Genomic DNA, 12,732 nt, shown 5'->3' on the forward strand with positions numbered 1-12,732 from the left:
AAATGACCTCTTTCGCTACCCTGCCACTGTCCGAAAAACTCCTTGCCAACCTGGACTCGCTGGGTTACCGCGAAATGACCGAGATCCAGGCGCAAAGCCTGCCGTCCATCATGCAAGGCCGCGACCTCATTGCGCAAGCGAAGACCGGCAGCGGCAAGACTGCAGCCTTCGGCATCGGCATGCTGTGCAACCTCAATACCGCCTGGTTTGCAGTGCAGGGACTGGTGCTCTGCCCTACCCGCGAGCTGGCCGACCAGGTGGCCAACGAGCTGCGCCGCCTGGCGCGCTGCGTGCCCAATGTGAAGGTGGTGGTGCTGACCGGCGGCGCGCCAATGCGCCCGCAGATCGCCTCGCTGGAATTTGGCGCCCACATCGTGGTCGGCACGCCGGGCCGCGTGCGCGATCACCTGTCGCGCGAATCGCTCGACCTGTCGAATGTGCGCACCCTGGTGCTGGATGAGGCGGACCGCATGACCGATATGGGCTTCTACGACGAAATCGCCGGCATCGTGCGCGCCTGCCCGAAACGCCGCCAGACCCTGCTTTTCTCAGCGACCTATCCGGACGACATCCGGCAAGCCACTGAAGCCTTCCTGGCCGATCCGGTCGAAGTGACTGTCGAAGCCCAGCACAGCGGCGGCCAGATCGAACAGCGCTTTTACGAGATCGGCTTCGACGACCGCGACAAGGCTGTCGGCAAGCTGCTCAAGCACTACCAGCCCGCCTCCGCCATCATCTTCTGCAATACCAAGGTGCACTGCAAGGAATTGCTGGACGAACTGCACGCGGAAGGCTTCTCCGCGCTCGCCCTGTACGGCGAATTGGAACAGCGCGAACGCGACGAAATCCTCGTACTGTTCTCCAACCGCAGCTGCTCGATCCTGATCGCCACCGACGTTGCCGCGCGCGGCCTCGACATTGCCAACCTGGAAGCGGTGATCAATGCCGACGTGTCACGCGATACCGAGGTCCACATCCACCGAATTGGCCGCACCGGCCGCGGAGGCGAAAAAGGGCTGTCGCTCACGCTATGCGCACCGAACGAGAAGAAATGGGTCAAGCTGATCGAAGACTACCAGGGCGCGCCGGTGGAATGGCACGGGATCAAGGAACTGGCGGAAGACGAATTTGTGAACGCCGAACCGGCGCCCATGCTGACGCTCTGCATCGCGGGCGGCAAGAAGGAAAAATTGCGCGCCGGCGACGTGCTGGGCGCGCTGTGCGGCGACGGTGGCCTGACCAAGGAACAAGTCGGCAAGATCAATGTCACCGAATTCCAGACCTATGTCGCCCTCGACCGCCGCATCGCGCACGAAGCCTTCGCCCGCCTGAAGGCCGCCAGCACCATGCCCGGCGGCGACTTCGGCAGCTTCAAAGGCCGCAACTTCAAGATGCGCATGATTGACGTCTAAAAATGTCCACCCTGGGGTCAGGAACAAAAGTGGACATTCTTTACAGAAATGTCCACTTCGCTTCCTGACCCCAAGGTGGACATTTTTCAGCTGCGGAGGGAGACGCTGGCCGGGAATTGCGGGGCGCGGCGAACCAGCGTCGCTTGCTCGAAAGCGTAGGCCATGCCGATCAATGCCGCTTCGCTGAATGCTGTGCCGACGAAGGATAGGCCGACCGGCAAGCCGCGCACATAGCCAGCCGGTACTGTGATGTGCGGATAGCCAGCTACCGCTGCTGGAGACGAGAAGCTTTTGCCGTAGTGGTCGCCGTTGATGAAGTCCGTCAGCCATGCGGTGCCATCGGTCGGCGCGACCAGCGCATCCAGTTCGTGCGCCTTCAGCACCAGGTCGATGCCCTCTTCCCGCGAATAGCGGTGGTTGTTGGCCAGCGCATCCCGATATGCCTGGTTATCAAGGCCCGGCTTGGCTTCCGCGCGCTCGAGATATTCCTGGCCAAAGTATGGCATTTCAAGCTGGGCATTCCGCTTGTTGAAGGCGATCAGGTCGGCCATGTTCTTGACCTTGGCGTTCGGCGCATAGTCGCGCAGGTAGGCTGCAAGGTCGGCCTTGAATTCGTGCAGCAGCACTTCGGTTTCGCTGTCGCCGTATTTTTCCGTGTTGGGCACTTGGACGTCGACCAGGATTGCGCCCTGCGCTTTCAGCGCATCCAGCGCTTTTTCGATTTCCCCATCCACGCCGTCGCTGCCGCCGAAGAAATTGCGGGCGACGCCGAGCCGCTTGCCGCGCAAGCCATCGCGCTTGAGCGCAGACGAATAATCGGCGGCCTTGCCGGCGCCGTCCTGCGTGGCGGGATCGTTCGGATCGACACCTGCCATCGCAGCCAGCATCAGCGCGGCGTCGGAAACGCTGCGTGCCATCGGGCCTGCAGTGTCCTGCGAATGGGCAATAGGGATGATGCCACTGCGGCTCACCAGGCCGATGGTCGGCTTGATGCCAACCAGGCCGCAGATCGATGCGGGCGATACGATCGAGCCGTCGGTCTCGGTGCCGACCGCCAGTGTCGCCAGCCCGGCCGCAATCGCGGCGCCGGAGCCGGAACTGGAACCGCTGCAATTGCGGTCCAGCGAATACGGATTGCGCGTCAGGCCGCCGCGCGCGCTCCATCCGCTGACGGAGTGGCTCGAGCGCATATTGGCCCACTCGCTCAGGTTCGTCTTGCCGATGATGACCGCGCCGGCTTCGCGCAAGCGCGCTGCCACATGGGAGTCGCGCGCCGCACGGACGCCTGCCAGCGCCAGCGATCCGGCGGTGGTGCTCATGCGGTCCGCTGTCGCAATATTGTCTTTCAGGAGTACCGGGATGCCGTGCAGCGGGCCGCGTACACGGCGCTGGTGTCGCTCGCGATCCATTTCGCGGGCGATCTTCAGCGCTTCCGGATTGATTTCGATGATGGAATTGATACGGGGACCGGATTTGTCGATCGTGTTGATCCGGGACAGGTATTGCGACGTGAGGGCGTGTGAAGTCAGCTTGTTGGCGGCCATCAGGCCTTGCTGGTGCTGAACTCCGGCATCGAGCACGGACGGCACCGCGGCCTGCGTGCGCGGCAAAGTGGCTGCCCCGCCGGCAGCCAGTCCCAACTTCACGAAACCCCTTCGATCCATCTGGTACGCCCTCAGTCAAGAAAAGCACAAACCAGTAGAATACCAGCAGTTTGCAAGTGATTAATACTGCTCAAAAGCAAAAAAGCCCGCATCAGCGGGCTTTTTATTGCGCATTTGCAACACTACGTCGCAAATTGCCCGCAATCAGGCGCGAACGACCTTCTTGAACTCGTGGGTACGGGTGTCGATCTCGACCACGTCGTCCTGGGACACGAACAGTGGCACCTGGATCGAGAAGTTGCGGCCTTCGATGGCGTTTTCCAGCTTGGCTTCTTTCAGCACGTTACCGGAGGTGTTGCCCTTCACTGCCGGCTCCGAGTAAATGATCTGGCGCGCGATGGTGGTAGGCAGTTCCACCGAAATTGCCTTGCCGTCGTAGAAGACAGCTTCGCATTCCATACCGTCTTTCAGGTAGTTGACTGCTTCGCCCATGTTCTCTTCTTCGATTTCGTACTGGTTGTACTCTTCGTCCATGAACACGAACAGTGGATCAGCGAAGTACGAGTAGGTCACCGGCTTCTTGTCCAGAACGACCACGTCGAACTTGTCGTCGCCGCGGAACACGTTTTCCAGCGGGGCGCCGGTCAGCAGGTTTTTCATCTTCCACTTGTAGGTGAAGCCAGTGCGGGACGAGCCGTTGACGTCGGAACGCAGAACGATGAATGGCTTGTCTTCAACCATGATGATGTTGCCGACACGAATCTCTTTTGCGAATTTCATAGCGAATATATACCGGTTAAGGGGAGTTGCAGTAACCGTGCATTATAGCACGGGCTTGTGATGTGTTACTTCAGCGATGCACAAAATTTAGTCAAATTCGTGGCCAAATCGCCGTTGGCCAGGATTTTTTGTTGCCATTGTGTCGACTTTGCCGAAATTTCAGGCATGGCCGCGACGAGGGCTTTCCAAAGGGTTGGCCAGTCGCCTTGCGGCATGTCGTTCCAGGCCAGGGAGAATTCATCGAGCGCACTGCCGGCCGCATAGCGCTGCAGGAAGGCGCGCAACTTCTTATGGTGCAGGTTTTCGTCTTGCGCGTAAATGTTCCAGATGAAGGATTTGCCAGCCCACTGCGCCCTCACCCAGGAATCTTCGCCGCGCACGAAGTTCAGATCGCAGGACCACAGCAGCTTGTCGTAATCCTGTTGCGCAACGAAGGGCAGCACGCGCACAGTCAATGCGCCTTCGCTGCGCACCGCGCCAGGCACGGCAGGCTGGCCGAGGAAGTTCGCCACCGCCTCGCTTGCCACACCTTCCGGCACCAGGCAAGTCACCTGCTGCCCACCGCCGCGCCACGCCGCAAGCAATCCGGCGACCGGTGCGTACGGGTAGCAGAACAGCGATACCTTCATTGCCGCCGCCTCGTTTTCCGTGACGCCCAGCGAGGACAGGAAAGCCGATACCGCGGCGGGATCGGAGATATAGGCGCGCCGCTCGGCTTCAAGGCCTTTTTCGTACAAGAGCCCGCCGGTTTTTTCGGTAAAGCCGGGGAAGAAGAAATACTTGGTCAGCGGCAAGCGCGGATGCTTCGATGGCAAGCTGTGGCAACCTTCCACCCACTCTTCCGCGCTCAAGCCTTCGAGATTGAGCCAGACCGGGCGCTCCGGCCGCTGCGCCATCGCGGCAATATAGCCGGGCGGAATGTCACAGCCGAAGAATTCGATCACGATGTCGGCCACGTCGCCGGCAGCGAACGCGCCCTCCTGCGAGCCCCAGTGGCGCACGGCGACGCCGTCCAGCTGTTGCAGCTCGGCGGCGACGTCGACATGCGGGCAGATGCGCTGAAAGGTAGGCATGTCATCGACCCACAGCCTGACGGCAATGCCGTGCTCACGCTGCAACTGGCGCGCCAGGCGCCAGCAGATGCCGATGTCGCCGAAATTATCGACAACTTTGCAAAATAGATCGAGGGACAAGCTAGGCATAAGCTGAAAATGAAAAAGCCGCACTAGGCGGCTTCATTCTAATCTGTGGCGTCCCCACGGGGATTCGAACCCCGGTACTCACCGTGAAAGGGTGATGTCCTAGGCCTCTAGACGATGGGGACCCTGGACTTGCACTACGCTTGTATGACTTGGCGTCCCCACGGGGATTCGAACCCCGGTACTCACCGTGAAAGGGTGATGTCCTAGGCCTCTAGACGATGGGGACGTCGTAAAAGCGTGCGCGAATTATATCAGCGTGCAAGCCTCATTTCAAGGGCGCAACGGCGAAGTGCTCGATGCGATTCGCGTTCACGTAATCCGACTCCACCGACATCATCACCACCAGCACGAGAATCGCCAGCGGCGGCAAGGTAATTGCGTAGATCAGCGCCAGCCGCTCCCATTTCATGTGCATGAAAACGGCGACGATAAAGCCGGCTTTCAGCGTCATCAGAATCAGGATCAGCGACCAGCGCAGCATGCCCTGCAAATGGTAGAAGTCCACCAGGTAAGAGAAGAAGCTCAATACGAACAGCAGTATCCAGACTTTGACGTAGGTGCCGATCGGGTGCTGTTGGTGGGCGGTGGTAGTTTCGGACATGGCAGCCTCCTACCAGAGATAGAACAATGCAAAGATGAATACCCAGACAAGGTCGACAAAGTGCCAATACAGGCCGGTGATCTCGACGATGTCATAACCCTTTTTCTCGTAATGCCCCTTCAGCACGCGCATCGCGATGATCGTCAGGTAAATCACGCCCGCCGACACGTGCAGCCCGTGAAAGCCGGTAATCATGAAGAAGCACGATCCGAACTGCGCCGCGCCCATGGGATTGCCCCACGGCCGCACGCCCTCGTGAATCAGCTTGCTCCACTCGAAGGCCTGCATGCCGACGAAGACCAGGCCGAAAGCCGCCGTCACCAGCATCAAGATGGCGGCCATCTTGCGATTGCGCTGGTAGCCGTAATTGACCGCCATCGCCATCGTGCCGCTGCTGGTAATCAGCACGAAGGTCATGATCGCAATCAGGATCAGCGGGTAGTTGGTGCCGGCAATCGTGAGCGAGAACACTTCGCTGGGATTGGGCCACGCCGTGGTGGTGGCCATGCGGACCGACATATAGCCGGTGAGGAAAGTGCCGAATATGAAGGTGTCGCTAAGCAGGAAGATCCACATCATCGCCTTGCCCCACGGTACGCGGAACGCGACACGGTCGCCCGCCCAGTCGGAGACGAAGCCTTTCAAATCGTTGGTGCCGGTATCCATACCTCACCTCACTGGAATGCCTATCGTTGTGCAGAAGGCCCTGACCAGTTCCGGCGTCACCATGTACAGCAAGGCGAACACCGCCAGCCAGAGGACAAACAGGAAATGCCAGTACTGCGCGCACAAGCCGATCGCCTCCCCTGCCCGGCGCAGCGCGAAGGCACCGGCCACCATACCGCCCAACACGTGCGCAGCGTGCAGGCCGGTGATCAGGTAAAAGAAACTGTTGGCGGGATTGGCCGCCACGCCGTAGTCCGCTGCCGTCATTGCCTGCCAGGCGAAAAGCTGGGAGAGCACGAACATGGCCGACAACACCAGCGCACCGATCGATGTTCGGCGCGCCGCCTCCCGCTGGCCGGCCGCAACCTGCCGCCGGGCCAGCTCCCAAGCCAGGCTGCAGAGCACCAGCAGACCGGTGCTGCCATACAGCTGCCACGGCACATAGGCGATCGGCCGCCAGTCCTCGTACGCAGCACGCATCATGTAGGCCACGCCGAACAGGCCAAACAAGGTGCTGACCACCACCATGAAGATCCAAAGCCCGGTGCGGCGCGCACCTTTCGGCCAGGCCGGTTCGCTGCCGCGTGCGCCGCCATCGCCGCCGGGCTGGCCCGGGAAGCCGCCATTTGACCGAAGTGTCGCGTTGTTGCTCATTTCGGCACCTCCGCAGGATCATGATGCGGCGCCGATCGTGACGGAGGATGCGATGGCGGCTGTGCATGCGGATCGGGCCCGTATTCCGGACCCGCATTCTGCGGGATGTAATCGCCGCCGGGGCCATCTACACCATATTCGTAAGCGCCGCGATGCACGGACGGCAGCTCAGGCCCCCAGTTGCCATGCCCGGGCGGCGTGTGCGGCGTGAACCACTCAAGGCTCGCCGCCCGCCACGGATTGCCGCCCGCCACCACACCCTTGCGCGCGCTCCACGCCAGGTTGAACAGGAACAGCAGCTGCGCCACGCCGACCACGATGGCGGCCACCGTAATGAAGGCGTTCAGCGTGTGGGCCGACTCGGGAATAAAGACGTAGTTCTCGTAAGCGTAATAACGGCGCGGCATGCCAAGTACGCCCAGGTAATGCATCGGGAAGAAGATTGCGTAGGAGCCGATGAAGGTGATCCAGAAATGCGCCTGCCCCAGCGCTTCGTTGTACATGCGGCCGGTCACTTTCGGGTACCAGTGATACAGTCCGCCGAACACCGCCAGCACCGGCGACACGCCCATCACCATATGGAAGTGCGCCACGACAAAGTAGGTATTCGACAACGGAATATCGACACTGACGTTGCCAAGGAACAGGCCAGTCAGGCCGCCGATCAGGAAGGTGCTGATAAAGCCCAGTGCGAACAGCATCGGCACCGTCATATGGATATCGCCGCGCCACAGGGTCAGGGTCCAGTTATAGACTTTCAGTGCGGTCGGGACCGCAATGATCAGGGTCGTGGTGGCGAAGAAGAAACCGAACCACGGGTGCATGCCGCTGACGTACATATGGTGCGCCCACACCACGAAGCTCAAGCCGCCGATGATCACGATCGCCCACACCATCATGCGGTAGCCGAAGATGCACTTGCGAGCATGCACGCTGATCAGGTCCGAAATCACGCCGAAGGCCGGCAGCGCGACGATGTACACCTCCGGGTGGCCGAAGAACCAGAACAGGTGCTGGAACAGCAGCGGGCTGCCACCCTTGTAATCGAGCTGCTGCCCCATCGATACCAGGGCCGGCATGAAGAAGCTGGTGCCGAGCAGCTTATCGAACAGCATCATCACGGCGCTGACAAACAACGCCGGGAAGGCCAGCAGCGCCAGGATGGTCGCTACGAAAATGCCCCACACCGACAGCGGCATGCGCATCAGGGTCATGCCGCGCGTGCGCGCCTGCAGTACCGTGGTGACATAATTCAGGCCGCCCATGGTGGCCGCGACAATAAAGATGGCCAGCGACACCAGCATCACGACAATGCCCCATTCCACACCCGGTGTGCCCGGCAAGATGGCTTGCGGCGGATACAGCGTCCACCCTGCCCCGGTCGGCCCGCCGGGAACAAAGAAGCTCGCGCACAACACGACTACCGCCAGCAAGTAGAACCAGTAAGAGAGCATGTTCAGGAAAGGGAACACCATATCCCGCGCCCCGACCATCAGCGGGATCAGGTAATTCCCGAAGCCGCCCAGGAACAGCGCCGTCAGCAGGTACACCACCATGATCATGCCGTGCATGGTGATGAACTGGTAATAGCTGTTCGGATCGATGAACTGGAACTTTCCGGGGAAGCCAAGCTGCAGCCGCATCAGGTCGGACAGGACCAGGCCGATCAGGCCGACAAACAATGCGGTAATCGTGTACTGGATGGCGATGACCTTATGGTCCTGGCTCCAGACATACTTGGTCCAAAAGCTTTGCGGGGCGTGATCGTGTCCTTCGTCGTGGCCGTGCTGTTCACCATAAGACATGCGAGGTCTCCTCAGCGTACCGTCTTGATGTAGTCGATCATCGCCGCCATTTCCTCATCGCTTAAGGGGTTGGGCGGCATGATGTTCGGATAGCCCTTGACCACGGTGGCCTTGGGGTCGTTGATGGACTGCTTCAGGTAGGCTTCATCCACCGCGATGGTGGACCCACCCTCCAATGCTTCCTGTTTGCCAAACAAACCTTTCCATGTGGGGCCGACGCCTGGCGCGCCGTCCACACTATGACAGGCGATACAGCCTTTCGACTGCGCGATCAGCCTGCCCTGCTTGCCCGGTTCGGCCGGCCCGCCGACGCCCCCAGCCGCATTACGCCCGCTGAAGGTGGGCTGCTTGGCCAGCCAGGCATCGTAAGCCGCCGGCGCGTCCACCACCACGGCACTGCGCATATTCGAATGCCCTACCCCGCAAAGCTGCGCGCACAGCACTTCAAAGCGCCCGAGCTGCGTGGGCGTCAGCCAGAAATGCGTCACCAGGCCGGGCACCATGTTCATGCGCGTACGGAACTGTGGCACGTAGTAATCGTGCAGCACGTCCTGCGCCCGCAACAGCACCTTGACCGGCTGGTTGATCGGGATATGCATCTCGTTGCCGTCGACTAATACATCGTCCTGCCCCGCCGGATCTTCCGGATCGATGCCGAAGGGATTGGTGGCATTGATGAAGCGCACGTCGGTCGCGCCGAGCTTGCTGTCCTTGCCCGGCAGCCGGTAATGCCAGTCCCATTGCTTGCCCATCACCTCGAACACGCTGGCATTGGGCGGCGGGTCGATCAGCTTCGCATAAACGTGCAAGCCAGGCGCCAGCATGGCCACGATGCCGAGCGAAGTGGCACCGATCAGCCACCACTCCAGCTTGCGGTTATGCGATTCCGCCGCGGCGCGATGGCCTTCGCGGTGGCGGAACTTGACCACGGCGTAGGCGACAAACAGGTGAATGATGATGAAGAGCGCGGCGCAGATCACGAGTGTGATCATCAGGGCATCGTCCATCGCCTGCCAGTTGGAGGCTATGGGAGTCAGCCACCATGGGCTGAGCCAGTGAAAGATAATCGCGCCAAGAACAATCAGGATGAGGGAGATTGCCAACGCCATAATGATAAGCCCGGTTAGTTATGGGAAAACTACACACGGCTACGCCCCGCTCGCTGGCGGGGCGCACTTGCCAAGGCTTATTCACTCGCGTTTTTCTGGCCTTTCAAGCATGCGGTAAAACACTGCGCAGCAAGCGCCGAAGATCACATGGGCGCCAAAGGTTGCCCATCCCCGCAATTCGGCAAACCAGGTAAAGGCGCCGGACATGCCATAGAAATTCAGCACATACAGCAGCGCCCCGAACGCGGCACCGGTCAGCGCCACCAGCCCCATGCTCGAATCGAGCTGGAATGGCGCGATGATGGCCGCCAGCATCATGGCGAATGTGATACCGAGGATATAGTGGACTGCCAGCGCTGCGATCACCACCGTCAGGTCGTAGCCGGAAGTTTGCAGCACCTCCCAGCCCATGACCATCGCGGCTACCATCCGGGTTGTCAGCCACCGGTCACCGCCTTGCGCGGTGGCCCACATCAGTTCCAGCAACATCAGGATACCGCCGGCTCCGAAACCGGCAATGGCTGCGGCGGTCCAGTCAGCCTGGCGCGCCACCCAGCGATGCGATTGCAACACGCGAAGTTCCATGACTTCCTCCTGTGCAGGGTCCGTAACTCATATTAGTACGCAAAGCACGAAGATGCAAAGGAGTTAAGCTTGCACGCTTTTTAGGCAGTTTTGGATGGAAGTAAGAAGAATGCTGGCGTCCCCACGGGGATTCGAACCCCGGTACTCACCGTGAAAGGGTGATGTCCTAGGCCTCTAGACGATGGGGACCTGTTGGACTATTGCTACGTTGTGCCTTGTTGGTGGAGGTAAGCGGGATCGAACCGCTGACCTCTTGCATGCCATGCAAGCGCTCTCCCAGCTGAGCTATACCCCCCTGGGCACAACATAATGCGAAAAGCTTGGCGTCCCCACGGGGATTCGAACCCCGGTACTCACCGTGAAAGGGTGATGTCCTAGGCCTCTAGACGATGGGGACCATATGGACTTTCCGTTACTACTCTCAATCTCTGCCGCGTTGGTGGAGGTAAGCGGGATCGAACCGCTGACCTCTTGCATGCCATGCAAGCGCTCTCCCAGCTGAGCTATACCCCCATGCTGGCACAGATTGTTACTGCTCTTGGCGTCCCCACGGGGATTCGAACCCCGGTACTCACCGTGAAAGGGTGATGTCCTAGGCCTCTAGACGATGGGGACCCTGGACTGCTTTTACTACCGTTTTACTGCATTTCCTTCGCTAAACTGGTGGAGGTAAGCGGGATCGAACCGCTGACCTCTTGCATGCCATGCAAGCGCTCTCCCAGCTGAGCTATACCCCCGTTTTCGAAGGAGACAGAAGTATAGCAGCCCTTCTTCAAATTGCAAATGCTAATTTGCAAGATTGACGAAATTATTTAGGCGAATTGCGCCAGGCGGGCTGCCACGGTGTCGCGTCCGAACAATTGCAGCACCGCATCGATAGCAGGAGTCTGCAGTTGGCCGGCCACCATCAGGCGCAGCGGCATCGCCAGCTGAGGCATTTTCAGGCCGTGCGCTGCCAGCACTTCCTTGATCATGGCGGCGATCGCTTCCTTGGTCCACTCGACGGTAGCGATGCGCGCGGCGAAATCAGCCACGGCTGGCTTCACGGCATCGGTGTAGTGCTGGGTCATCAGGGCAGCGTCCGGATTCGGCGCGCGGTAGAACAGCATCGCGGCTTCCGCCAGCTCATTGATGGTGTTGGCACGGTCTTTCAGCAGGGCCAATACCAGCGGCAGCTCAGGCGCGCCTTGCAGGCTGCCGCCTTCGGCCAGCAGCTTCGGCGTGACCAGCTCGGCCAGGCGGGCGTTGTCGGACTGCTTGATCCAGTGGTTGTTGACCCACGCCAGCTTGTCGTAGTTGAACTGGGCAGGCGAAGCGGTCAGGCTCTCCAGGTTGAACCACTGGCAGAACTGCTCCATCGAGAACAGTTCATCGTCCCCGTGCGACCAGCCCAGGCGGGCCAGGTAGTTCAACATGGCTTCCGGCAGGTAGCCCTGGGCCGGATATTCCATCACGCTGACGGCGCCGTGGCGTTTGGACAGCTTGGCGCCGTCCGAACCCAGGATCATCGGCAGGTGGCCGTATTGCGGCAGCTCGGCGCCGATGGCGCGCAGGATGTTGATCTGGCGCGGGGTGTTGTTGACGTGGTCGTCGCCGCGCAGCACGTGGGTGATTTTCATATCCCAGTCATCGACTGCCACGCAGAAGTTGTAAGTCGGGGTGCCGTCAGGGCGGGCAATGACCAGGTCATCCAGCTCCTTGTTGGCGATGGTGATGGTGCCTTTGACCACGTCGTTCCAGCTGACGTCGCCATCGAGCGGGTTCTTGAAGCGCACCACCGGCTTGCGGTCGGCCGGGATTGCCGGCAGGGTCTTGCCCTCTTCCGGACGCCAGGTGCCGTCGTAGCGCGGCTTCTCGCCGGCTGCCGTGGCCTTGTCGCGCATGGCTTGCACTTCTTCCGGCGACGAGTAGCAATGATAAGCAGTGCCCTCTTGCAGCATTTGCGCCACGACTTCGCGGTAGCGGTCCATGCGCTGCATCTGGTAGAACGGGCCCTCATCGTGGTCCAGGCCGAGCCACTTCATGCCGTCCAGGATGGCTTGCACCGCCTCCGGGGTAGAACGTTCCAGGTCGGTATCCTCGATACGCAGCACGAAGGTGCCGCCGAAATGGCGGGCGAAGGCCCAGGAATACAGCGCAGTGCGCGCGCCGCCGACGTGCAGGAAACCGGTCGGGCTAGGAGCGAAACGGGTACGGACTTGAGTCATCTCGAGTGGAATGCAGAAAAATATAAAGGCATTATTTTACCTGCAAACCTCTCGCTTGAGCTCGTGTCCCCCCTGGGGTCTGACCCCAGGGGGGGGACACGAGCTCG

Annotated in this window: 11 protein-coding genes and 8 tRNA genes; 1 reads left to right on the forward strand and 18 read right to left on the reverse strand. The window is 60.5% G+C overall.

Translation table 11 applies throughout. From position 1 onward, the window contains the following. Positions 1 to 2: 2 nt before the first annotated feature. Positions 3 to 1,412: an ATP-dependent RNA helicase DbpA gene (gene dbpA / locus ACWBU6_RS20250; protein ID WP_452645185.1), complete on the forward strand. Its 1,410-nt coding sequence runs from the start codon at positions 3 to 5 to the stop codon at positions 1,410 to 1,412. An 86-nt stretch (positions 1,413 to 1,498) separates the two neighbouring features. On the opposite strand, the gene ACWBU6_RS20255 is transcribed toward dbpA, so the two are convergent. The 18 genes from ACWBU6_RS20255 to gltX form a co-directional block, all read right to left on the reverse strand. Continuing rightward, entirely contained in the window at positions 1,499 to 3,076 is a 1,578-nt protein-coding gene (locus tag ACWBU6_RS20255; protein WP_452645186.1) for an amidase, read from the reverse strand. A gap of 144 nt (positions 3,077 to 3,220) precedes the next feature. Further along, positions 3,221 to 3,796: an elongation factor P gene (locus tag ACWBU6_RS20260; RefSeq protein ID WP_130311408.1), complete on the reverse strand. Its 576-nt coding sequence runs from the start codon at positions 3,794 to 3,796 to the stop codon at positions 3,221 to 3,223. 65 nt (positions 3,797 to 3,861) lie between these two features. Next, entirely contained in the window at positions 3,862 to 4,998 is a 1,137-nt protein-coding gene (gene earP, locus ACWBU6_RS20265; RefSeq protein ID WP_452645187.1) for an elongation factor P maturation arginine rhamnosyltransferase EarP, read from the reverse strand. A gap of 46 nt (positions 4,999 to 5,044) precedes the next feature. Further along, positions 5,045 to 5,120 (reverse strand) — tRNA-Glu (locus ACWBU6_RS20270). Positions 5,121 to 5,148: 28 nt separating this feature from the next. Then, positions 5,149 to 5,224: transfer RNA gene (locus tag ACWBU6_RS20275), tRNA-Glu, on the reverse strand. A gap of 39 nt (positions 5,225 to 5,263) precedes the next feature. Continuing rightward, entirely contained in the window at positions 5,264 to 5,599 is a 336-nt protein-coding gene (locus tag ACWBU6_RS20280; protein ID WP_452645188.1) for a cytochrome C oxidase subunit IV family protein, read from the reverse strand. A 9-nt stretch (positions 5,600 to 5,608) separates the two neighbouring features. After that, entirely contained in the window at positions 5,609 to 6,265 is a 657-nt protein-coding gene (locus ACWBU6_RS20285; protein ID WP_452645189.1) for a heme-copper oxidase subunit III family protein, read from the reverse strand. A gap of 3 nt (positions 6,266 to 6,268) precedes the next feature. Further along, a complete protein-coding gene (locus tag ACWBU6_RS20290) occupies positions 6,269 to 6,919 on the reverse strand; it encodes a cytochrome c oxidase subunit 3 (protein ID WP_452645190.1) in 651 nt (216 codons plus the stop codon). Continuing rightward, positions 6,916 to 8,724: a cytochrome c oxidase subunit I gene (gene ctaD / locus ACWBU6_RS20295; protein WP_452645191.1), complete on the reverse strand. Its 1,809-nt coding sequence runs from the start codon at positions 8,722 to 8,724 to the stop codon at positions 6,916 to 6,918. Before ctaD ends, ACWBU6_RS20290 begins: the two co-directional genes overlap by 4 nt. An 11-nt stretch (positions 8,725 to 8,735) precedes the next feature. Further along, positions 8,736 to 9,833, reverse strand: a complete 1,098-nt coding sequence (locus ACWBU6_RS20300) for a cytochrome c oxidase subunit II (RefSeq protein ID WP_452645192.1) — start codon at positions 9,831 to 9,833, stop codon at positions 8,736 to 8,738. An 81-nt stretch (positions 9,834 to 9,914) separates the two neighbouring features. Further along, positions 9,915 to 10,418, reverse strand: coding sequence for a hypothetical protein (locus tag ACWBU6_RS20305; protein ID WP_452645193.1), 504 nt, complete (start codon positions 10,416 to 10,418; stop codon positions 9,915 to 9,917). 113 nt (positions 10,419 to 10,531) lie between these two features. After that, positions 10,532 to 10,607, reverse strand: a tRNA-Glu gene (locus ACWBU6_RS20310). 30 nt (positions 10,608 to 10,637) lie between these two features. Then, positions 10,638 to 10,713 (reverse strand) — tRNA-Ala (locus ACWBU6_RS20315). A gap of 26 nt (positions 10,714 to 10,739) precedes the next feature. Further along, a tRNA-Glu gene (locus tag ACWBU6_RS20320) sits at positions 10,740 to 10,815 on the reverse strand. A gap of 40 nt (positions 10,816 to 10,855) precedes the next feature. Continuing rightward, a tRNA-Ala gene (locus ACWBU6_RS20325) sits at positions 10,856 to 10,931 on the reverse strand. Between the two features lie 26 nt (positions 10,932 to 10,957). Continuing rightward, positions 10,958 to 11,033: transfer RNA gene (locus tag ACWBU6_RS20330), tRNA-Glu, on the reverse strand. A 46-nt stretch (positions 11,034 to 11,079) separates the two neighbouring features. Next, positions 11,080 to 11,155, reverse strand: a tRNA-Ala gene (locus tag ACWBU6_RS20335). 75 nt (positions 11,156 to 11,230) lie between these two features. Continuing rightward, positions 11,231 to 12,625 (reverse strand): glutamate--tRNA ligase, encoded by a 1,395-nt coding sequence (gene gltX, locus ACWBU6_RS20340; protein ID WP_452645194.1) that lies wholly within the window; start codon positions 12,623 to 12,625, stop codon positions 11,231 to 11,233. Positions 12,626 to 12,732 lie beyond the last annotated feature (107 nt).

The organism is Pseudoduganella sp. HUAS MS19, assembly GCF_053615455.1.

Coding starts and splice junctions, on each gene's coding strand:
- dbpA (WP_452645185.1), top strand. CDS start 3: ATGACCTCTTTCGCTACCCTGCCACTGTCCGAAAAACTCCTTGCCAAC.
- ACWBU6_RS20255 (WP_452645186.1), bottom strand. CDS start 3,076: ATGGATCGAAGGGGTTTCGTGAAGTTGGGACTGGCTGCCGGCGGGGCA.
- ACWBU6_RS20260 (WP_130311408.1), bottom strand. CDS start 3,796: ATGAAATTCGCAAAAGAGATTCGTGTCGGCAACATCATCATGGTTGAA.
- earP (WP_452645187.1), bottom strand. CDS start 4,998: ATGCCTAGCTTGTCCCTCGATCTATTTTGCAAAGTTGTCGATAATTTC.
- ACWBU6_RS20280 (WP_452645188.1), bottom strand. CDS start 5,599: ATGTCCGAAACTACCACCGCCCACCAACAGCACCCGATCGGCACCTAC.
- ACWBU6_RS20285 (WP_452645189.1), bottom strand. CDS start 6,265: ATGGATACCGGCACCAACGATTTGAAAGGCTTCGTCTCCGACTGGGCG.
- ACWBU6_RS20290 (WP_452645190.1), bottom strand. CDS start 6,919: ATGAGCAACAACGCGACACTTCGGTCAAATGGCGGCTTCCCGGGCCAG.
- ctaD (WP_452645191.1), bottom strand. CDS start 8,724: ATGTCTTATGGTGAACAGCACGGCCACGACGAAGGACACGATCACGCC.
- ACWBU6_RS20300 (WP_452645192.1), bottom strand. CDS start 9,833: ATGGCGTTGGCAATCTCCCTCATCCTGATTGTTCTTGGCGCGATTATC.
- ACWBU6_RS20305 (WP_452645193.1), bottom strand. CDS start 10,418: ATGGAACTTCGCGTGTTGCAATCGCATCGCTGGGTGGCGCGCCAGGCT.
- gltX (WP_452645194.1), bottom strand. CDS start 12,625: ATGACTCAAGTCCGTACCCGTTTCGCTCCTAGCCCGACCGGTTTCCTG.